This window comes from Sphingobacterium sp. GW821-FHT03E03 (assembly GCF_059420745.1).
This window is the reverse complement of record NZ_JBWKUH010000015.1, coordinates 1-22,260: the sequence shown is the minus strand read 5'-3', so window position 1 is coordinate 22,260 and position 22,260 is coordinate 1. Positions and strand designations below refer to the sequence as shown.

Below are 22,260 nucleotides of genomic sequence, written 5' to 3'. Positions count from 1 at the left end.
TTGTACGTAAGTTTACTGTTGGTTCCCTTAAATTTACCTTTTCTCTTCTGATGTACAAAGAGAAATAAAATTCAACCTGTGAAAAAGGAACGCAAATTATAATTAAAATTATACATAAATACAATTTAAATTATTTTAATGATATAAAATACTATTCTACCTTTGCTGCATCACAAACTCAAATAATAATATTAAGCAAGTCGCTCCTTTTTGATTTGATGAAAATATGCAGCGGGTGACAAAGATTAAAATAACAAAATATGGAATACAGAAAATTAGGAAAAACAGATTTAGAACTTTCAGCAATCACCTATGGTGCTTTCGCCATTGGTGGAAATATGTGGGGTGGTAATGAGAAAAAAGACTCCATCGAGTCCGTTAAGGCTTCCATCGATCATGGAGTTACCACGTTAGATACAGCTCCTTTCTACGGCTTCGGTTTAAGTGAGGAGATGATCGGCGAAGCGATAAAGGGTTACGATAGATCTAAAATTCAGTTGTTGACCAAATTTGGGTTGGTATGGGACGGAAGTAATCAAGGTAAAGGTGAATTTTTCTTTGATGCCGAGGAAAAGGGCAAAACTATTCCTGTTTACAAGTATGCATCCAAAGCCAGTGTGATCAAAGAAGTCGAAAACAGTCTAAAACGCCTGCAAACGGACTATATAGACTTATTGCAAATCCATTGGCCAGACAGTACCACAGCCATTGCTGAAACAATGGAAGCCTTAGATCTGCTTTTACAGCAGGGAAAAATTCGTGCAGCGGGTGTAAGCAACTATAGTGTCGAACAAGTTTCGGAAGCTCAGAATTCAATCCAAATCGCGAGCAATCAGGTCGGTTACAGTATGCTAAACCGAGGTATTGAGCAAGATCTGGTACCTTATGCACAACAGCATGATTTGGGCATTATTGTTTACAGCCCGATGGAACGTGGCCTGCTTACAGGCAAATACTTTAATGAAGGTAAATTGAAAGACAATGATCACCGCAACGGCTACTTTCAGCAATTTGATCTCAAAAAGGTAAAAACCTTCTTAGATACCATTACTCCAGTGGCAGCTGACAAGGGCGTCAGTGTTTCACAACTCGTGTTACGCTGGACCAGTCTACAACCGGCAATCACTGTTGTATTGGCAGGCGCCAGAAATGCTGAACAGGCTATTGCAAATGCAGAAGCTACAGCAATCAATCTCACTAGAGATGAACTATCATTTATCGATACAGCCTTGTCTAAGATTTAAAATTTAGGCACCTAAAAAGAACTCTTATAACAGTACGTCTCTTCAGAATTGTCCTGTTATAAGAGTTAAAATCTATTGCTGGCCTACCCCTAGTCACTTATTTTGTCTTAGCAAAACAATCAATGATTTTCATTAGAGTCAGCGCTTCCTCGATCGGAGCAGGGTTTGGCCCATTACCTTCAAAAAAGGCAACTGTACTCGCGATCATTGGATATTGTATATGCTCAGGATGCTCAAATACGAATTCTTTTTCTCCCTGATCAGATCTTAATAAGATGGAATTGCCAAATATCGAAAAGGTGATTTTTCCCTGGCTACCTACAATTTCACAGCTATCTATATTATCTTCTGATCGGATATTAAAACACCAGCTCCCGTTAAAGATGATCTGATTCTCAAACACTATGGTACCAGTTGTTTGATCAGCAACATCACTTGCAGCATCCTGAATTTGGCTAAATCCATTATAAGAAATAGGCGCACCAAAGAAATAAAGCATTAGATCCAATTGATGTGGTGCAAGATCAAAAAAATATCCACCACCCGATATCGCAGGATCTGTACGCCAGTCTGCTGCACCTTTAGTCACCAATTCCGGCGCCCGGCTCTGCCATAATCGAAGTTGAACGGTTCGGATAGCTCCTATCTGTCCTGCCTCTAGCAATTCTTTTACTTTGAGAAACAAGGGTAATTGTCTTCGGTAATGCGCAACGACGAGCTTGCCACTTGTTTTTCTAACAGCCGCTAACAACAATGCGGCTTCATCCGCATTTAATGTAACAGGTTTCTCCACATAAACATTCTTTCCGGCTTCCAGCGCCTTCAAAGCATAGTCATAATGCGAAGACGGTGGAGTCGCAATATAAATAGCATTCAATGCCGGATTGTCCAACAAGTCCTCGACCTTCGAATACCAATTGGCAACTTGGTGTCTCCGAGCATAATCGGCGGCTTTTGTAGCGTCTCTGCGCATCACAGCAAGTAATTGACTATCTTTAACCTTATTGAATGCCGGTCCGCTCTTTTTCTCTGTCACATCACCGCAGCCAATGATCCCCCATCTTACCTTTGTATTTTCCATGCTATTTTTTATGATCTAATCCTTCAATAAATCTTTTTTATCAGGGTTTTTCACGCCCAATAAATCGATTGTTACCAAGCAAAAATCCGATTGCTTTTTCAATATTTTTATGCCGGCTGTCCTCGGTCTTTAAAAAAGAAATATAACGGATAATCTCTTTTCTTTTTGATGGTGCTAAACGATCAAAGACTGTTTTGGCGGCTTCATTTTCCGCCAATGCCTGCTCAAGTTCGGGGTGCGGAACCAAGCTTCGGTCCGTCGGATCAAAAACAACGGATAATTCCAAGATTTCACCAATTCGTTTAGGTGAATTTGGCAAGATCTCCGTATTGATATACAATCGCCATGCTCCCTGATAACGCAACAAAGTCTGTTTGTAATCTTTCCCATTTACCATTCCTTTAATAGGGATATATCCCTTGTTGACCCCAGCTTCTTCAAAGAGTCGGTGTAATACATCATCGGGAACAAAAACAAAAGGATTGATTCCTATGAGTTCCAGTTTGGCTTTAAAGACCGACATAGGCGTTGAAATTTACCATCCAGCAAAAAATTAAGTTGTAGCAAGAATATGTGCTATCTGATTGAGTTCCGAAGTACTAAAGCTCAAATTGTCGAGCGATCTTAACGAATCAGCCAACTGTTCGCTGTTTCGTGCTCCGACCAAAACCGAGGTCAGGCGTTCGTCTTTCAATAACCATGCAATTGCCATTTGGGCCAGCGATTGTCCGCGTTGCAATGCCAGTTCGTTCAAAGCAGACAATTTTGTTATCAGATCGGGTGTAATTGCAGTACTCTTTAAAAAATGTTCTTTTGCGGCCCGAGACTCTGTTGGAATATTACCTTGTAAATATTTATTGGTCAGTAATCCCTGCGCCAACGGGGAGAAAGCAATCATGCCCACCCCTTCCTCGTCCAGCACTTCCAATAACCCATCCTCTGGGGTACGTACCAACATCGAGTACTTCGGTTGATGGATCAGACAAGGGCATCTAAGATCCTGTAATATAGCAATTGCCTTCGTTGCTAAATCCGCGGGGTAGTTTGATAAACCGACATAGAGGGCTTTCCCCTGTCGTACAATATCACTCAATGCACCCATCGTTTCTTCGAGTGGTGTCTGCGGGTCAGGTCTGTGATGATAGAAAATATCAATATAGTCAAGTTTTAGACGTTTTAAGCTCTGATGAAGGCTTGCCATCAGATATTTACGGCTCCCCCAATCGCCATAGGGTCCATCCCACATGGTGTATCCCGCTTTGGTAGACAGCAAAAGTTCGTCCCGATGTCCAACAAAATCTGAGCTCAGTATAGCGCCAAAATTTCGCTCCGCGCTACCGGGAGGTGGGCCATAATTATTGGCGAGGTCAAAATGTGTGATACCATTGTCAAAAGCCGTAAGTAGGGTCTGCCTAAACACTTCTTTCTGATCGATATCACCAAAATTTTGCCACAGGCCAAGGGAAATTGCCGGAAGCTGGATACCACTTTTTCCACATCGCCTGTAAGGCATTATAGTATATCGGTTTGGATTGAATGTCACGTTATCAAGTTTATGTATGCAAAATACAAAACTATTTTGAAGAGTCTATGCAATTGCAACAGTCAATCTAATTGAAATATTTCGATACACAACAATTTGAATTAAAATTTATACCATTCCTCTCAACAGATACCATGCTAGTATCACAAATATTTTTATATTTTTGACTATAGTCCAATAATAGCACAACTTTAAGAACGTCCCCATGATCAGTAGATTCTTTAGAAAATTCTATTTACATATTGTGATATGGGTCATTCTGCTCTTACTGCCTTTTATTACTTATCTTTATCAACCCGATAAAATCGCTGATTTTAAAATCTATTCGGCACTATCCCATCTGGCCAATATCATCTTTCTGGCAAGTAATTTTTATCTTCTTTGTTACCTCGTCGCACCGAAATATTTCTTTGGTCGCCGAAAGATGCTCATCCTATTGATTGCATTAGGCTTTGCCGCATATGTCATGCTCAATTATGCAATCGTCTATTTCAATCCCAATGGGGAATTAGCTCATTTTAAAAAGGAAAATATACTATTTGTGCGACTCGTTGTAGGCCCAGGGATTATCTACTCACTTTGTATGATCACCTCGTCCATGATTTTTCTTTATAATGAACAGGCCAGACAAAAGGAACTTAATAAACAAATTGCATTAGAAAAGACAACTGCCGAACTGACTATTTTGAAACTTCAGATCAGTCCACATTTTTTATTTAATACGCTCAACAATATTCGTTGGCTGATCCGCAAACAGTCACCCGATTCCGAGGGGACAATAGTCAAGCTCTCCGAAATGCTACGCTACATCCTTTATGAAGTTGATGGGCCAAAGGTCGAACTTTTCAAAGAAATTGATCATATGCGCAATTTCATTGCTTTACAGACATTAAGGCTTCCCATTGCGGGTGAAGTTGATCTAAAAATAGAAAGCACCCTCAAGAATAGAATGATCCCACCGCTATTATTTATTCATTTTGTAGAAAATGCTTTCAAATACGGAGTAGATAGTAAAAATAGCCCATACATCCAGTTTCAATTCGTAGATATTCCGGGAGGGCTTATTTTTAAATCGGTCAATAAAATATTACAATATACTGAGCACCGGCCAAATGAAGGGATCGGATTGGCGAATGTGAAACGACGATTACAATTGCTTTATCCCAACCGCCATGACCTCAAGATCAAAAGGACAGCAGACGACTATTTTGAAGTTGCACTCAGATTAATGACAGATGAAGATTAAATGTATACTCATTGACGATGAACCATTCGCGCTTAATTTGCTGGAGGACGATCTGTTGAGTTTTGAGCAAATTGAAATTCTACAGAAATTTCATGCCCCTGTAGATGTTGTTGACTACCTGAAAACCCATTCGGTCGATCTCATTTTTCTGGACATCCAGATGCCGGAACAACTAGGAACACAATTTGTCAGGGAACTCGAAGATCCACCGTTAATCGTATTCACAACAGCCTATCATCAATATGCTGTTGAGGGATTTGAATTAAATGCAGTAGATTATCTTTTGAAGCCTATTTCAAAAGAACGGCTCACGGCTGCGATTCGAAAAGTAGCAGATATTATGACACTACGCAACAAACACGTTGTTGAAAAAGACCATATTGTCGTGCATGTGGAATATAAAAAAACCAAGATCTTTCTCCAGGAAATCAGTTATATCGAAGGTTTAAAAGACTATGTAAAAATCTATTTGGTTGACCGGCCGGTTCCACTGCTAACCCGGAGCAATTTACGTGGTATGGAAAAATTGTTGCCAACAGGCAACTTCCTCCGAATACACAATTCCTTTATCGTCAACAAAAATAGGATCGAACATTGCACAGTTGCAAAACTTACATTACCTGAGGTGGAACTGCCGATTGGCAAAAAATATGTCAAAAATATGGAGCAGTTTCAGACAAAAGGGCCCGCGAGCAAAGATAACAGCATTCGATAACAGCCATTCGTCTACACATTAGGTCCGTCGGTCTACAGATGATTGTGTAGAATAAAAATCATTTACAAATTTGCTTGGGATCAATTTTTCCAACACCAGCTATTGATCCGTATAGCAAAGAAAAAATGAAAAAAATTATAGCAGCACTCTTATTGGCAACCGCTGTTGCCTCATTACATGCCCAAACAGCTCCCAGTGGCCGTCCCGGCAGTTTCTCTGTCGCTGAAGGCAAACTTTCCGGTCAACTGATAGACCTTCAGGGTAAACCAATCGCACAGGCTTCTGTCAATCTACTGCGGGTGATTCATGATCAGTCTACAGGCAAAGAGCGGGAAATCTTATTCAAAAGCACGAGTTCGCTTGAAAATGGAAAATTTAGCTTTACGGCACTATCCACCAAAGACAAATGGAAGTTAAAAATAAGCTCAGTAGGTTACACCGCTAAAGATATTGCGGTCGAGTATGGATCTGATAGCAAAGTTTTGGATAAAGATCTTGGTGCTATCACATTGGAAAATGATAATCGAAAGCTAGACGAGGTAACGGTGACTGGTCGTAAAGCTTTACTTGAAATGGATATCGACAAAAAAGTATACAATGTAGAAAAGAATATTGTAGCAGCGGGTGGTACTGCCATTGATGTTATGCGCAATATGCCTTCTGTGCAAGTTGATATTGATGGAAATGTCAAGCTCCGGAATGCTGCACCGACTATTTTTGTAGATGGCAAACCGACAACACTAACGCCAGACCAAATACCTGCTGACGTGATCGAAAAGATCGAAATCATCACCAACCCTTCTGCTAAATACGATGCTTCGGGGAGTATGGCCGGAATTTTAAATATTATCCTGAAAAAGAATAAAAAAACAGGTTACAATGGTATGCTTACCTTTGGAGCAGATCGCTTTGGCGGAACCAATTTTATGGGAAGTCTCAATTTGCGTCAAAACAAATTCAATATATCCCTTACGGGAATGAATATGCGCATGCGGACGAATACCGAAGGTGATAGCTATCGGGAAAGCACAATTGATGGCGTTAAATCTACCGTTAACCAGGATATCGAAGGTAAAACCAAGGGAACGATCAGCTTTGGAAGACTCGGATTAGACTATGACCTTAGTCCGCGCACGACCGTATCTGTTGCTGGAATCTTTGTCGAAGGCAAATTTCGCCCCAATGAAAACACGATGATAACGACGGAAACGCAAGGCAATAGCAATAGAATTTCAGCGTCCGAACGTAGTTTCAAACCTAGAGGTTTACAGGCGGGCCTTGTTCAGAAATTCAAAACCGAGGGCGAGGAATTGACCGCGGACTTCAATTATTTCGGCGGAACAAACAAATCTAATGGCACTTACACCACCAATTATTTAGATAACAGTGGAATCATTGGTTCACAGATCCAAAAGAACGTTGGATCTGGCGACAATAAATTTATGACCGTACAGGCAGATTATGTTAAACCATTCAAAAATGGGATGAAACTTGAAACGGGAGTTCGCGCACAGATCAACAAGCTCAAAAACCTGAATAGCAACAGTCTTAAAGCCCGCGATAAAGATGATTATGAGGATATCAGTGCTGCGTCAGCCAATTACGACAATAAGAATACAGTCTATGCGGCTTATGCTTCACTTGGTGGCAACCTTAAAGATTGGGTATCTTATAAAGTCGGTTTACGCGTCGAGAATTCCACCTATGACGGTGAACTAATCAATACAAACCAAAAATTCCACAATAAATACCCGCTTAGTCTCTTCCCATCTCTATTCCTCAGTAAGAAACTGACGGAAAAAGATCAGCTACAGATGAGTGTCACGCGTCGTGTTAATCGTCCTAACTTCTTTCAGTTAATTCCATTTGTTGATTATACGGACAGCTTAAATATTACACGTGGTAATCCGGACCTCGTCCCAGAGTTTACAACGTCAGGCGAATTGTCTTATAGCCGAACACATGGTAAAGGAACCTTCCTGGCTTCATTTTATTACAAATATACCACGAACCTGATCACCCGATACCTGACACAGGAGCTCAATCCCATTACGGACAAAATGGATTTCATCAACACCTATATTAATGCGAATTCCAGCAAAAACTATGGGGCAGAGTTCACCTACACCAATAATTTAAAAACATGGTGGGATCTGACAGCAGACCTCAATTTCTACAATTCAAAAATTGAAATCGATGACAAGACACCATCAGAAGGTATGTGGACCGTATTTGGAAAATTGAATAATACGTTTAATTTGAAAAAGAACTGGAACCTTCAGCTCGCATTTGAATATCAAGGAAAAACAAATATGCCGGTCACACAAAATCAAACCTTTGGCCCACCGATGAATCAGGCTCAAAGTTCCTCTCAGGGGTACATTAAGCCTTTTTATGGGATCGATTTTGCCATCAAGAAGAGTTTCTTGAAAAATCAGGCTGCTTCCGTGACATTGGCGGTAAACGATATCTTCAGAACCCGCGGAAATACCATAATCTCTTCGGGTGATGGTTTCTACCAAGAGTATTATCGTCTCTCCAATCCGCAGCTTGTCAAATTGAATCTATCTTATCGTTTTGGCAAAATGGACATGAACATGTTCAAGAAAAACAAAAACCAAAATTCCATGGAAGGTATGCAGATGCAATAGACACTTGCATTTAGCTTGACATATTAAAGCAGAAAGAGACCGATTGGATGGTCTCTTTCTGCTTTATTTCATTTTATACGATCTTCATTTCATTAAACCAGCTGACTTGGGATATTGTATTTTTCTATAATTGGTACAATTTCCAGTAGATCATCAATCACATAATCCGGATTAGCTGACTTTAGCTGTTCAGCATGATGCGCACCTGTCGTAATGCCAATGCTTAAAGCACAACCAGCATTCTGACCCTCCTTTATATCAATAATTGAGTCCCCTATTTTCACTACGCCTTTGGGATCTGTTATTGCAAAATTTGCTCTTGCAAGATCGATCATATCCGGGTATGGTCTATTTTTAGGCACATCGGATGCCGTAATCAATGCATCAATATCTTGACCTACAACCCAATTAAGCTTTTTCAAAAGGGATTCCGCTGTTTTGCGATCATATCCCGTATTTAATACCCGAAGTATATTCATCTCTTTCAAAATCGCAAAAAGTTCATTGGCATTTGAATTCGGATAAATGTCTGCTACTTCATAGGCGTTTTCAAGTGCTTGCAAAAATGATTGGAACATCTGCTCAGCTAATTGATCGTCAACTATATTGAGGCAATTTTTTAGTACAGTCTTAATGGCCTGTAACTTTTCTTTGCCAGCTCCATGCTCCAACACTTCTGTCAATGTCAGTTGATAACCACCAATGTGATTTATCACCTGTTGAAGTGTCTTATAAACTATATTACCCTCATTTACAGTAGTACCTGCCATATCAAATACTACCATCTTGATCGCTTCTCTCATCTATTCACTATTAAATGTTTAGCAAAAATAAAATATTGTTAAATAAAACTAAACTTTTCAATATTAACTTATTGCTATCTTTAAGTTAAGAGGAGCATAAATTAACGTAGCACAAAATAATAAGTCCAGCCGATCAGCAACAGTTGAAATGGAATTCTAAACCACAGATACCCGGGTCCTTTTCCATCAAAAGTCGCAGTTTCATAGTTCAGATGCTTTATACTCGCATATATATTTGTCGGTAGTATCAGTAAAAAAAAGACAATTAAAAGCATCCCTGTAAGACGGCTTAAAGCTGGTATAAATAAACCGAAGGCCCCTATGACCTCCAATAGTCCAGTCACATAAATCATTTCCTTTTTTAATGGGATAAAATCAGGAAGCATCAACAGCATGCCTTTTGTGTAGATGAGGTGTCCAAGGGAGGTAAACAATAATGTGGCAGCAAGGGCTATTTTTCCAGCCAAATGGTAATCCATATCGTCCTTATACTGTCGTATAACTAAATTGCTGATGAGAAATACTGTAAGTAAAACAAAAAGTGGTTTCATAATCTTTTTTATTCAAAGTTATGGGCCTTTCTATTCCCTATCAATGAACAATTGTTAAGAAATTTCCTTCCGGATTCTGCTTAACGATTGTGGTCTAATCCCAATATAAGATGCCAGGTATTTGAGGGGGATATTTTTAATTAACTCAGGCTGTTCCCGCATCAGATTAACATACCTCGTTTTGGCTGAATCTTCGAGTAACGTAAATTCACGTTTCATTTTCTTCAAAAAGATATCTTCGATAGCCTTTCGTCCGATAAAATTCCCCACCTGTGTCGTTTTATACACGATATTCAGATCATCATAAGATATCCGCCACAAGACACAATCTGTAATCGCTTCAAGATTATAGGACGATGCAGTTTGGGTCAGGAATGAATCATAGGCGCTCACAAAGGAGTTTTCAAAGGCAAAACCAAATGTAAAATCGTAATCTAATTTTTGAATATTGAACCGAACAATCCCCTTTTCAATAAAAGATAAATAGCGCTCCGTCTTGCCCATTTCCAGGATCAATGATTTTTTCGGAAAAACTGCTTTGGAAAGCATTGAAGAAAAAATATTCCAGTCCTCGATCTCCATCGCAATGAGCGAGTCAAAATAATTCTTGATTTTATCCATGCTATCCATATTTTAAAACAAGATAAAAACTTCTGGACAAACAAGAGAAAACCTGATCTTATTATCTATTTAATTATTTAAGCATTTAATCTCATGAATAAATATTAAATTAATCAATATAAACGTTTATTATGACTCCTATTGCAGAAAACAGTCTCAAAGTATGGTCCCCATCAAAGAAATTCTTCTTCCGATTTTCTTTTGTTTTCATCTTTTCATTCATACTAGTTTTCAATAATGGTGCTTTTCCACTTTTCGGATACATCGGCAAGCCATTAACTGATCTTATGCATTGGATCATACCTTGGTTTGCGAAAACTATTTTACAATATCAGTATGATTATACTATTTTTATCAATGGAAGTGGGGATACTTCCTATGCCTGGGTATCGTTACTTTTTCTTCTCATAATTACTGCGGTAACTACAATTAGCTGGTCTTTGTTTGATTTGAAGTGTCAAAACTATGAAACCTTATATTATTGGTTGACAACAGCAATACGTTATTATATTGCATTCATGTTGATAAACTACGGTGTAATTAAAGTGATGCATTTCCAGATGCAACCGCCCTCACTGGCACAGTTGATACAACCATTGGGAGAATACACTCCGATGGGACTGGCATGGACATTTATTGGTTTTTCCAAAGGCTACAATATTCTCATAGGAATAGCTGAAATATTGTCGGGATTCCTTCTATTCCGAAAAACCGTTGTGTTGGGGGCTTTAGTAACCATTGTCACTAGCATTAACATCATGTCCATCAACTATTTTTACGATGTCCCAGTGAAGATGGTTTCGACCGCCTTGTTTTTGCTTTCACTGTTTTTGTTGCTACCTTCCGCGAATGCACTGGTTTCCCTATTTATTAAAGGGCAACCAGCACAGTTATTTACCATTCAAAAACCATTATTTAATAAAGTATGGAAGAGAAAAGGGCTTATCGTCTTTAAAATATTAATACTTATCATCTTTGGAGTACAGCAGGTAATTGGGATTTTTAACACCAAGAAGATGATCGACGCCTATTTTAAAAAATCACCACTCTATGGAATCTACCATTTTGAAAAAACCGATGAGAATATCAAAACCATTCCAAAAGAATGGCGGCAGATCATTTTTCAGCAGGATAACGATCGTGCCTTTGTCCGTGATATAGACTACAATCCACTGTCCCTAAATATCTTAATTGATTCCCAACAACAAAAACTCACCTTAAACAATTATCGATACGATTATGAAATCGATCAAAATGGAAATATCTTATTGACGAAAGCTGTTGACAACCGTATCGAGAAAATTAAACTTATCAAACAGGATCCTCAAAAACCAGAATTAATGAAACGCTCTTTTCATTGGATACAGGAGTATCCAAGTAGCCGTTAGACAATTCGTCAATCGAAAATAGAATACCATCTGTTTTATTTGGCTTTTTGCAGCTTTTAAAACTCCATTACGACAAAGAGTATTCGGTTACTTTCTATGCAAAAAACAGGCTCCATGTATTGATTTTTATTCAACTACATGGAGCCATATTTCCATTATTATAGTAGGATAAGTCTCAGTTGTTCTTATTTCTTCTTTACTGTGATATTATCTAAAGATATGGTCTCTTTACCTGTGTTTGTAAAGGCTATTCGCACTATTTTTTTATTTGGCTTGATTTCCTGACCAGTCACAAAATTAATTTCGTGCTTTTTACCTTTCTTACCCAACTCCAGCGTCTGTTGGTTTAGATTCGACAGTTCTCCAGTCACAACCGTCACGTCGTCTACTGCTAAGGCTATACTGCCGCCTCTACCCCAATACGTAAGGTTAAATTGTTGCTCCGGGTCCAGATAAATGTATTGTTCTATCTTTTTCCCTTGAGCAAGTACAAGAGCCTTACTACCCTTTTCACCTAAGCCTTGCTCGATCGTCCCCTCACCTTCCCAGGGCTGAAGACCAGCTTTTCCCTCAAAATCTGGATTAGGGAGCTCATTTCCATCACGCAAAGGCCAGTTATAGGCACGGATATAATCGACCTCCATATTCACCCCACCTTCGGAACCGTATGCGCCCAAAAACACATTCATAAAATGGTTGGGTGAATAGATTTGATTCTTATTGTTGTATTCTTTAATTAAATCACCATTGATATAGTGCTTAATACTTGTTGGAGTCCACAACATACCGTGTGTAACCCACTGGCCTACATGCTCATAGCCTTCGGCAATATGTGTAGCAAGATTACGTTGAAATACACCTTTCGCATCAACATGTCCGTGGATGACAAATTGAGCCGTGATATATTCAAACACATCTATTTCAAACAATTGGCCTTTTGGGCGTATTCCCTTTATTCCATCAACCTCTGCCCCCTCTTGAAGATAGTAACGAATATCTGGCCCTGGTGAATCGAACCAAAATGCAGTATTTGTTCCTTTCGGGTTACCTTGACGATTGCGTCGTACTTTTACCTCAAAATAACCACCTTTACTATTGTCCAATAGGTTTTCATTCGTTTTCCAGTCATAGGTCTGAATGGACGAAATCTTTTGGTTTCCACCTTCTGTAAAGATTCGCTTTGGGATGCTATCGTTCACATAGAGGTTTATTGCGGATCCGTCGAGCGTATAGGCCGGCTGGGGTAATTGATCCTGCAACATTTCCTGCTTTGATTTTTCATTTAGATAATTCAATGAGGAGAAATAATTGCTGGTCCATTTATTCCGGTTTAAAAGTCGATCATTAAACTCGTCCTGCCAAAAAACTTCCATACCGGGAGGAACAACAGCTGAACTTGGATTTCTTTTCTCTTCCTCGAGTTCGGCGTCATCCAAAGTCCAACTTTTAGCGGTATAGGATTTCCCTTGCGCCAAAGGCTTGCCAGCTGCAGATTCCACCCAAACATAATACGTTGTCTCGGGATCAACCTGCTGGATATAATAGCGTTTGGTGCCCTCCGCCAGTACCGCATTGGCAACAGCAGGCTTCCTATGCGTCTTTGACCAGAACAGCTTGGCACCCGAAAGATCGTTCTTTCCATCTTTCATATCAAGTCGTATCCAACTTCTTGTTCCCAACAATCGTAATAGTGCATCTGACTTGGCCGTTTGCGCTGACAATAATAGAACCGACAACATTTGAGCTGCCGCCAGTGATATATATTTTTTCACTTTATCTTATTTTAAGTACTCATTTACTATAGCAATACGATAATAATGAGAATTATTAGCATTGGCAACTCCGATCAAAACGCAACCGTTTGTTTAATTTAGCAATACAAAGACGTAAATTCCATTGTACTTTTCTACAAAAGTATCAATGGCTCGCTATCCGCAGAGGACATGGAACTAGAGGGACATGGAAAGATATGCAGGATTTCTGCCCATTATAAGGACATATAATTAAAAATAAATCGCTACTGGTCGCCCTGTAGCGATTTATTCGCTTAATTTAACGTGATACTGATAGCTTGGTTCTTTAAAATCATTTTTTGAATTGTCGTTCCATCTTGTTGTTTCACAACAAGGAACTCTTGTTTGCCTCTCCGAACTACTTCAAGATCAAACACACGGTCAAAGGCTCTTATGCGCCTAAGTCGCATATACTTCCATTCCTTTGGTAAACTGGGATTTATGCTGAACTTACGTAACCCGGTGGGTACAATATGAAATAAACCCTCAGTTATGACACGACAATAAAGGGCACTCTCTGCACTTAAATGTCTTTGTCCACCTTCGGGCCACGCCTCTACTGGATAAGGGACGTGATCGCCCAAAAGGCGCATCGAAGAGTAATATTTAAAATAGGGAAGCGCTCTTTCTGTCGCACCTGTCATAAAAAATCCCTTAAAGGCATACAATGTTGCCCTATCCCAGAATACCTTATCTCCGGATTGTGTCAGGATACCATTATTGGTCCAAAGATATTTTGACAACAATGCGTCGATTGTTCCTGCGCTCCGCTCGGTAATGCCCATCGTCATGGGCAAACATATCCAAGCCCTTAAGATGTTATTTCCATCATAATAACGATACGTGGAGTATCCCTGCACGTCGGTTCCAAAGTACTTAACAATCGCGCTCCGAAGTTCTCCAGCGCGCTGTAGGTATAGTTGTGAAAGATCATCCTTACCCAACTCACGGGCCAGATCCGCAGCACTTCGATAAGCACCATAAGCAATACTATTCGTCGACAGATTAATCTTTCCTGCGGGAGCTCTGCCTTCCAATTCGTCACTGTCGGAGCGGTATACGCCCTCATCTGTCTTCTTTTGCTCAAGATACTCAAAACACCAATGAATCAATGTCCACAGCTCAGTAGCGATATCTTTCTTACCCAATGCCAGGGCATAACGCGATGCCCCATAGGCAATCATCGCCATATCCCCCCTATCTTTGGCTCCATTCCAATAACTGTCACCTTCAGCAACTATTGAACTGGGAATCGGTTTATAATCCGAATTCATAAAACGGGCAAAATGACGGAAGGAATTAATCGCACTTTCATTGCCGTTGCGATTGCCTAAAAATGGAAAGAAAGGATTGGCATATTCCGCCTGATCATTTGCCCATATCGCGGCATAGTAGCTTAAGCCCCCAGGACCATGCATTAATCCGCCCTTTGTATCATAGATACTTTCTGTTGCACGAATCTTCGCAAAGGCAAATGCTGTATTGATTGTATCATTGGGTGTTTCCAGAATAAGATCACCAGCTAAACTTTTCACAAAGTCCTCCCTTTTCCCTAATTCATAGGAAGGCGAATACGGATAAGCTGGTTCGGTGATTTTCTTCCCCTCATACACAATATTGAATTGATAAGACTGCAGTGGTTCAAGTTTTGGGACGAGGCTATCTCTTAGTAAAGCCTGCACGACATATTGCCCATATACACTTTTTTCAGGGTCGGAATAGAATTTTGAATACTTGTTAGTCAGATCAATCTGTAAGGGTTTACTCCCCGTATTAACCAACTTAACTTGTTCAATCAAAACAGGTTTATCAACTGCGGGAAATAAGGTCCGCTGTATTTCCAGCGGAGAATTCGTTTTTGAATAAACACATAATTTTCCATCGAGCCCAAAGCTCAGCGGATATTCATCGACCTCTACACCATCTACTTTTATTAATAAAGACTTATTATCTTGAAAGGGTACGGTTAGGCTTGCATGTGTATTGTTGGGAATTGTTCGCAACATGGGAAATACGATCTTTTTGTCCAATACGAGACGACCGTTGCGAACACCATAGTAAACGACAGCAGCGGTTTGTAAACCTGCCATTTCAATATGGTCTTCGTGATTCTCTCCTTCTCTGACCTTCCATTCAATCCTATTCCCTTTCAATAACGTCCATTTTTTTGAATTTTGAGCTAACGATGAACTCCACAGCAGTAGACTAATTGCAACAATACTCCAATAGTATAATTTAGTTTTCATGATTTATCTATAATTGAGTCGTTACACGATATGGCTTATCTCCTGTGATCTTCACATCGATATAACTGTAGGTAATGCCATTTTTCTCGCCGATGCTACTTTTAGTCTTTTTACCATTACAGTAGAGATAAGGATGACTTCCCGGAAAACCAGCCTGCCAATACTGTACCGCTTCTCCTCCTGTATAAGACAAGATCGTTTCCGATACAGCACGCTGCTCCACAGTGTACAGTACCTGACCAATCTTGACATTCGACACTTTCACTCGGCCAAGTTCTTTTGGAAGATGGGAGCAGGTTTCTATAGCGTTACCTTTTTCCCCGGGATTAACGCCCATCATATCCTGTACAACATTACTGATCAGTACAAAAGAAACCTCTGGGTAATCGCCATTGTTACCAGTCAATGTTGCCATGGCATGCACTGTATTAATTTTTGAAATAATGTATTTCAACCATTTCCAGCCACGCTCATTCTGTCCATATTTAAAAAATAACTCCGGCACATAGGTAATTGCTTCTATATTTTCGGGCAATCCTTCTTTGGAGCCAAGCTGTTCATCGATATAATCCAAATACTTTAGATGTCTGTCCGATCGTGGGTCTGTAATTTCTTTCAAGGGAAGAAACCAAGAGTTCTCTTTTCCCCAACCAGCAACAGGGAGATTATTCTTATCGTAGCCCCGATTATACAGTTCTTTATTATCCACTATCCCCCATTCCTTGTTAAAATAGTTCCGCAATGCGCTAGCCTTTTCGTTATAGAACCTGGCCTGGGAGTTCTCGCCACTTAATTCTGACAGCTTGGCGAAAGCCATATAAGCTTGATATTGACTGCCGATACCATCGCCTGCTTCGATCAAAGTCTGGTCACGATGTTCATTATAGGTGGCGGTACCTTTGAAGATATTGCCCGAGCCATCACTCTCAGCAACACCGTTCGGATTTTTAAGATCATGTGCTAGCACGAAGTCACTGACAGCTTTGGCATTGAATTGTCTTAATGCGGAATCAGTCAGATAACGTCGATCTTTGGTCCAGTCATAGAGCTGAGCATTCTTTTCAACGAGTTCAAAAACAGCTGGAATTTCGCGCACAAAGTTATCGTCATTTTTATAATCTAAGGTATAAGGTGTCCCATCAAAATTAATAGCCCATAAAGGGAACCATTTTCGGCTAGGGGTAGCACTCGCGGCAAAAGCGCGGAGCATGGTGAAATTTTCAGCTTCCAGTCCTAATAAATGAGCTCCAATCGCTTGATGACAAAAATCACGTGAATAGAATGCTGTGCGCAAAGGATAACCTGCCCAGTAGCTAGGTAAATAAGAAACGGTAGCTGACTCTTGTTTTTTTTGATGGATATTGACTGGGCCTCTTTTTCCTGTAACAACAAAAGACCGCGCTTTCTGCTTTGCCCACACAAAGATGTCGTTTAGCTCTTTATGATCTGTATCAATGGAAATATCATTTTTTTGCGCGAATAAACTTACAAAAAATAGTGCCTGCAGCACGAGTAATAAGATCGTTTTCATAAGGATTAGCTTTTAATGAACCCAGGATCTGTACATGACAGATCCTGGGCGGTAGGTTGATTAGTCGTAACTTGGATTCTGTTTCAACAGTGCATTTCGTTGAATCTCACTCCGTGGAATTGGAAGCAGATAATGCTGTGGAAAGAACTTCCGCTCCTGCAACACCTCGATTTTATAACTTTTCTTTTTCGTTTGGTCATCCCGCACAATCGTGATTTTTCGTGCTGGTTTGTTTTCGGTCTGTTCAGCGATTTTCCAACGTCTTACATCAAAAAAACGATGATCTTCAAAAGCAAGTTCTATGCGGCGTTCTTGTTGTATTTTTCCCAAAAGTGCTGCCCCGGTGCTTGTAATAGCAGGAAGTATACCAGCCTTCCCTCCTCGTGCCCGCTCTCTAATCTTATTGATGTAAGTACGGGCGGCCTCCTCGTTCCCCAACTGATATTGGGTTTCCGCATAATTTAGATAAATCTCACCCAGACGCATGTAAATCCAAGGTTGTGCGCTCTTATCGTTCCAAGGATTGCGCAAACTTTCGTCCATAAACTTGCGGATCGTGTAATGGGTCTTCGAAGCATTCCAATCATCAATACCGAATTCGCTGTCTTTACCACTATTGGCTCTGTTTCCGGTAGAAGATACATAGAACTCAATCTCCCTTCCTCTAAATTGCTGGCCATCGCAGACAACAGAAGCATAGAATCGAGGCTCACGCCCTTCCCAGGGTTTACCATCCACGTACTGTTGTGCTGAAGGCATGGAACCGTCCTCCATCTCATAAGCATCCACCATGTCTTGGAGTACACAGGTTCTTGACCAGCCTGTAAAACCGTTCGGAGAATCAGTCCAGTCAAAGGAATGCCCAAATTCCGTATTGAACTGCTTCATGAAAATAATCTCTTTGCTCTTGTTGCTCGTAAAAAGCTGTTTGTAATTCGGATCGAGCTGGTATTGATTGAGATCCAGCACAGCCTTCGCTGCATCCGCAGCTTTTTGCCATTTGGACTTATCATTAGATGGGTTCCAATAAGAGCTGGCAGCATATAATGTTACCCGCGACTTCAGTGCCAACGCAGCTCCCTTAGTCGCGCGACCAAAATCCTTTCCCTCATAACTGAGAGGAAGTAAGTCTGCTGCTTTATCTAATTCTTTTACAATAAAGTCAATGCATTCGTCATAGGAATTCCGAGGCACCATCATATCACTGTTCAGGTCGAAGGTTTTTGTAATCAGAGGGACACCGCCAAATCGTGCGACAAGGTCCGCATAAAAAAATGCTCTCAGAAAAGTCATTTCCCCAATCAATCGGTCTACCTTCCCTTTGTCTGCTTTGAGCTGAGCAATATTATCAAAGAAAATATTACAGTTCTTGATTCCTTCATAATACGCGTTCCAGGTCGAGTGATCACCAAATTGATCTGCTGTTACCTCGCCACGATTATATAAATAAGGATTACCCGAGTTGAAGTTGTGATATGCCTCATCGGAAATGTAGCGTAAACCGAAATTCCCAAACCCATCCCGTAGTTCCGTATATCGCTTGTTCACATAAGCTTCTGTTAAACTGACATCCGAAAATATAGCCTCTCCGGTAAAAGAGTCCAAAGGCTTGACATCTAGATAATCAGCGCATGATGTAAAACAAGCTGTAAAAAAAATTGCTATATATAGTTTTATCGTTGTTTTCATGTAATCTATCAATTAAAAACTTAAATTCATACCCACACTATAAATCCGCTGCTGTGGATAATACATGCCACCAGCTTGTATCCCTTCAGGATCCTGGATTTTGATCTGGTCGATGGAAAAGAGATTAAAACCGCTAATAAAGACGCGCAGATTTTTCATCTTAATCTTTTCGAGCATGGCTGGTGATAGTGAGTAAGCCAGTTCTACATTTTTCAGTCTTAAGAAGGAGGCATTTTTCAACCAGAATGTCGAGTTCATGGAATTAAACGTATCATCGCGATCAAAAGCTCTGGGATATAGTGCATTCGGCGTTTCCGCTTCCGAAGTCCATCTATTTTCAAAATATGTCACATCTCTATTGTAGCTTCCCGGTTTTATGATCTGTTTCGCCCGGCCCTGCCCCGACCATAGGATATTTAAATCGAAATTTTTCCATTTCGTCCCCATGGTAATGCCGTAGGTAATTTCGGGTATCGGACTTTCGTAAATCCGGACCATATCATTACTTGTAATTTTTTTATCGTCGTCAACATCAACATACTTGATATCACCAGGTTTGGTATTCAATAAATGTGGAGAAGCATCTATTTCAGCCTGATTCTGGTAGATACCATCGGTTTTGTACACCAACCAGGAATCTATGCTATGATTTGTTCTACGCTGCCATTCCGGCGTATTTTGCGCCTCATCAAAGAAATGAATCTTATTGCGTACAAAAGTGAAATTTCCGCCAATAGAATAACTAAAATCATCAACCTTATTACGATATAGCAGGCTACTCTCAACACCTCTGTTTGAAATCTCGCCGATATTCTGATCTGGCAAAGTCAATCCTGTATATTTGGGTACTGAGGCCTGCTTTGGTGTTAAAATATCAGTCCGCATCGAATAGAAATACTGTAGGTCAAAAGTCAACGTGTTTTTAAAGAAAACAGACTCAAAACCTATATTTTTCGTATCCACTTTTTCCCAGGTAATATTAGGGTTGGCCAATCTTCCTACCGTAAAACCTTTCCCTCTCTTAGGGTCAACACCAAACATTGCTCCATCCCCGAGTACATAGGTACTTATATACTGAAAAGGACTTACACGGTCATTTCCCAATTTACCCCAAGAAGCTTTAATCTTCAATTCATTAATGAACGGAACATTTTCTTTAAAAAAATCTTCCTGGGAGATACGCCAACCTGCTGAGACACCGGGAAACCAACCCCAACGTGCATTGCTGCTGAAGTTTTGCGAACCATCTCTCCTCAACGTGAAATCGGCTAGATACTTATCTTTAAATCCATAACTTACCCGGCCAAAGTAATTCTGGCGAGCTGAGATTGTTGCCTTCCCATCGTTATTTTTTTGATTATCACTTCCTGCGAAAAGATAATCTACGGCATCACTTAAGAAATCACGGCGATAAGCTGAAAACCAATCTCCTCTGTTCTTGCTTTGCTCATATGCAAGAAAGGCATTAATACTATGCGCATCAAATTTCTTATCATAGCCAATTTTAAAATTCCAGGTTTCGATGCGATCGTTATCGTTTCTCTCCGAAAGGTTTATATTAACATCACCTGTTGTTTCCCGAATATTGTCATATTCTTTGGTTGCTGGATTATAACGATAGGCATCCCACATATTGTTGAGCTTCTTTTCATGCCGATATCTCGAATCAAATGCGGCATATCCTGAAAAACTTAATCCATCCAACAACCAAGGAGTTTTGAGGTCGAAGCCAGCTTTTGTATTTATAAAATTATCTTTTATATGCTGATAACCTGTTTTCCCTGCAGCGAGGATTGTCAGGTTATTACCCCAGGAAAGTCCCGGGCCTGGTAGTCCGTTGGGATAGTAATCTGGTAAGAACGGATAAGCATGGAACGCTTCCCAAAAGAAGGTCCCCATATCATAATTGGAATTGTTTCGATTTTCCTGTCTTGTAGCGACCTCAATCAATACCGAAAGATCTTTGGTGATCTTTGCATCGAGGTTGGAGCGAAACTGCACCGTTCTGAAATTCAGGTCAGTATTTTTAAAGCCCGGTTTCTGATATAAGTATCCACCCGATACATAATAACGTACCTTTTCATCACCACCGCGCAACGAGAGCGAATGCTGTGTTTGCGGGGCTGATTTAAATACCGCCTTCATCCAGTCTGTATTTGCATATAGCAGCGGATCGATACTTCCATCCAAATACTTTCCTTTAATATCCTTATACTTTTCAACTCGACCAAAATGAGCATTGATTTCATCATCATATACCATAAACTGATAAGAATCCATCAACTTAGGTGTACGTGTATGCTCGGAGAGCCCATAACTTCCATCGTAAGAAATCGTTGGTTTATCACCGTTTCCACGTTTGGTCGTCACCAAAATCACACCATTAGCAGCCTGTGCACCATAGATTGCAGCAGAAGCATCCTTTAATACGGAAATAGTTTCGATATCGCTCGGATTCAATCGCTCGATGCCACCACGGTTGGCAACCCCGTCGATCACATACAATGGACTATTGTCTCCCAAGGAACCTTTACCGCGAATAAATATTTCAGAATTATCGCTCCCGGGCTGACCTGAACGATTGTTGGCAACTACACCTGGCATTCTCCCGGCAAGGGAATTGGACAAGTTAGGTGCTGGCGACCGTTGCAGCTCGCTCCCCGAAACCTGACTGACCGAACCCGTCAACGTTGCTTTCTTCTGGGTTCCGTATCCAATGACAACAACTTCTTCCAATTGGGCGAGATCTTCCTGTAACACCACTGACATCCCTTGTCGTTGATAAGGAAGCTCCTGTGTGAGATAACCCAGGTAGGAAAACAACAGTATGTTGTTTTCGTTATCGACCACAAGTGAGAATTGTCCATCACTATTGGACTGTGTCATCTTGTCTGTTCCTTTTACTTTCACCGATACCCCAGCCAACGGTTTTCCATGGCTATCTTTGATTGTACCCGATGCTATTTTATCCTGCGATCTGCTCATCGAACGGATGATAATACGATTTTCACTTACTATATCCATCTCCAAAGATTCCTTCGCTAAGATTGGCAACAATAGATCAGTCCATTTTTTATTGCGTACATCAACACGCTTTACTTTAATATCATGAATACTATTATCGTTATAGATGAAATTAATCTTGGTTTGCTCCTCGA

At 40.3% G+C, this 22,260-nt stretch carries 16 protein-coding genes; 5 read left to right on the top strand and 11 right to left on the bottom strand.

Annotated features, from left to right (window positions below; all coding sequences use genetic code 11):
* Positions 1-260: 260 nt before the first annotated feature.
* Positions 261-1,244 (top strand): aldo/keto reductase, encoded by a 984-nt coding sequence (locus AC07UV_RS16465; RefSeq protein ID WP_495184536.1) that lies wholly within the window; start codon positions 261-263, stop codon positions 1,242-1,244.
* Between the two features lie 97 nt (positions 1,245-1,341).
* On the opposite strand, the gene AC07UV_RS16460 is transcribed toward AC07UV_RS16465, so the two are convergent.
* From AC07UV_RS16460 to AC07UV_RS16450, 3 genes are read right to left on the bottom strand one after another with little or no spacing between them, the layout of a single operon-like run.
* Entirely contained in the window at positions 1,342-2,325 is a 984-nt protein-coding gene (locus AC07UV_RS16460) for a Gfo/Idh/MocA family protein (protein ID WP_282255640.1), read from the bottom strand.
* 40 nt (positions 2,326-2,365) lie between these two features.
* Positions 2,366-2,848 (bottom strand): YdeI/OmpD-associated family protein, encoded by a 483-nt coding sequence (locus tag AC07UV_RS16455; protein WP_282255641.1) that lies wholly within the window; start codon positions 2,846-2,848, stop codon positions 2,366-2,368.
* A 30-nt stretch (positions 2,849-2,878) separates the two neighbouring features.
* Complete coding sequence (locus AC07UV_RS16450) at positions 2,879-3,838, bottom strand: aldo/keto reductase (RefSeq protein ID WP_495184535.1); 960 nt, start codon at positions 3,836-3,838, stop codon at positions 2,879-2,881.
* A 235-nt stretch (positions 3,839-4,073) separates the two neighbouring features.
* On the opposite strand from AC07UV_RS16450, the gene AC07UV_RS16445 reads away from it, so the two are divergent.
* The 3 genes from AC07UV_RS16445 to AC07UV_RS16435 all read left to right on the top strand — a co-directional run bounded on the left by AC07UV_RS16445 (position 4,074) and on the right by AC07UV_RS16435 (position 8,480).
* The gene (locus tag AC07UV_RS16445; RefSeq protein ID WP_495184534.1) at positions 4,074-5,114 is read left to right on the top strand and encodes a sensor histidine kinase; all 1,041 of its coding nucleotides are present in this window, start codon (positions 4,074-4,076) and stop codon (positions 5,112-5,114) included.
* Positions 5,104-5,829, top strand: coding sequence for a LytR/AlgR family response regulator transcription factor (locus tag AC07UV_RS16440; protein ID WP_495184533.1), 726 nt, complete (start codon positions 5,104-5,106; stop codon positions 5,827-5,829). The genes AC07UV_RS16445 and AC07UV_RS16440 overlap by 11 nt, the downstream gene beginning before the upstream one ends.
* A 125-nt stretch (positions 5,830-5,954) precedes the next feature.
* A complete protein-coding gene (locus AC07UV_RS16435; protein WP_495184532.1) occupies positions 5,955-8,480 on the top strand; it encodes a TonB-dependent receptor in 2,526 nt (841 codons plus the stop codon).
* A gap of 92 nt (positions 8,481-8,572) precedes the next feature.
* On the opposite strand, the gene AC07UV_RS16430 is transcribed toward AC07UV_RS16435, so the two are convergent.
* The 3 genes from AC07UV_RS16430 to AC07UV_RS16420 form a co-directional block, all read right to left on the bottom strand.
* Positions 8,573-9,283, bottom strand: a complete 711-nt coding sequence (locus tag AC07UV_RS16430) for an HAD family hydrolase (RefSeq protein WP_495184531.1) — start codon at positions 9,281-9,283, stop codon at positions 8,573-8,575.
* 101 nt (positions 9,284-9,384) lie between these two features.
* Positions 9,385-9,834 carry a DoxX family protein gene (locus AC07UV_RS16425; protein ID WP_495184530.1) on the bottom strand — a complete coding sequence of 150 codons (450 nt, stop codon included), beginning with the start codon at positions 9,832-9,834 and terminating at the stop codon, positions 9,385-9,387.
* Between the two features lie 54 nt (positions 9,835-9,888).
* Entirely contained in the window at positions 9,889-10,455 is a 567-nt protein-coding gene (locus AC07UV_RS16420) for a Crp/Fnr family transcriptional regulator (protein WP_495184529.1), read from the bottom strand.
* Between the two features lie 131 nt (positions 10,456-10,586).
* Between AC07UV_RS16420 and AC07UV_RS16415 the strand changes: the two genes are divergently transcribed.
* Positions 10,587-11,843: a hypothetical protein gene (locus AC07UV_RS16415; protein WP_495184528.1), complete on the top strand. Its 1,257-nt coding sequence runs from the start codon at positions 10,587-10,589 to the stop codon at positions 11,841-11,843.
* Positions 11,844-12,028: 185 nt separating this feature from the next.
* Here the strand turns inward: AC07UV_RS16415 and AC07UV_RS16410 are convergent, their stop codons facing one another.
* The 5 genes from AC07UV_RS16410 to AC07UV_RS16390 form a co-directional block, all read right to left on the bottom strand.
* On the bottom strand, positions 12,029-13,615 hold the full coding sequence (locus tag AC07UV_RS16410) for a glycoside hydrolase family 16 protein (protein ID WP_495184527.1): 1,587 nt from the start codon (positions 13,613-13,615) through the stop codon (positions 12,029-12,031).
* Positions 13,616-13,890: 275 nt separating this feature from the next.
* The gene (locus AC07UV_RS16405) at positions 13,891-15,882 is read right to left on the bottom strand and encodes a hypothetical protein (RefSeq protein ID WP_495184526.1); all 1,992 of its coding nucleotides are present in this window, start codon (positions 15,880-15,882) and stop codon (positions 13,891-13,893) included.
* 7 nt (positions 15,883-15,889) lie between these two features.
* The gene (locus AC07UV_RS16400; RefSeq protein ID WP_495184525.1) at positions 15,890-17,413 is read right to left on the bottom strand and encodes a hypothetical protein; all 1,524 of its coding nucleotides are present in this window, start codon (positions 17,411-17,413) and stop codon (positions 15,890-15,892) included.
* A 60-nt stretch (positions 17,414-17,473) separates the two neighbouring features.
* Positions 17,474-19,102, bottom strand: coding sequence for a RagB/SusD family nutrient uptake outer membrane protein (locus tag AC07UV_RS16395; RefSeq protein WP_495184524.1), 1,629 nt, complete (start codon positions 19,100-19,102; stop codon positions 17,474-17,476).
* 12 nt (positions 19,103-19,114) lie between these two features.
* The coding region (locus AC07UV_RS16390; protein WP_495184523.1) for a SusC/RagA family TonB-linked outer membrane protein at positions 19,115-22,260 on the bottom strand (3,146 nt) is incomplete at its 5' end.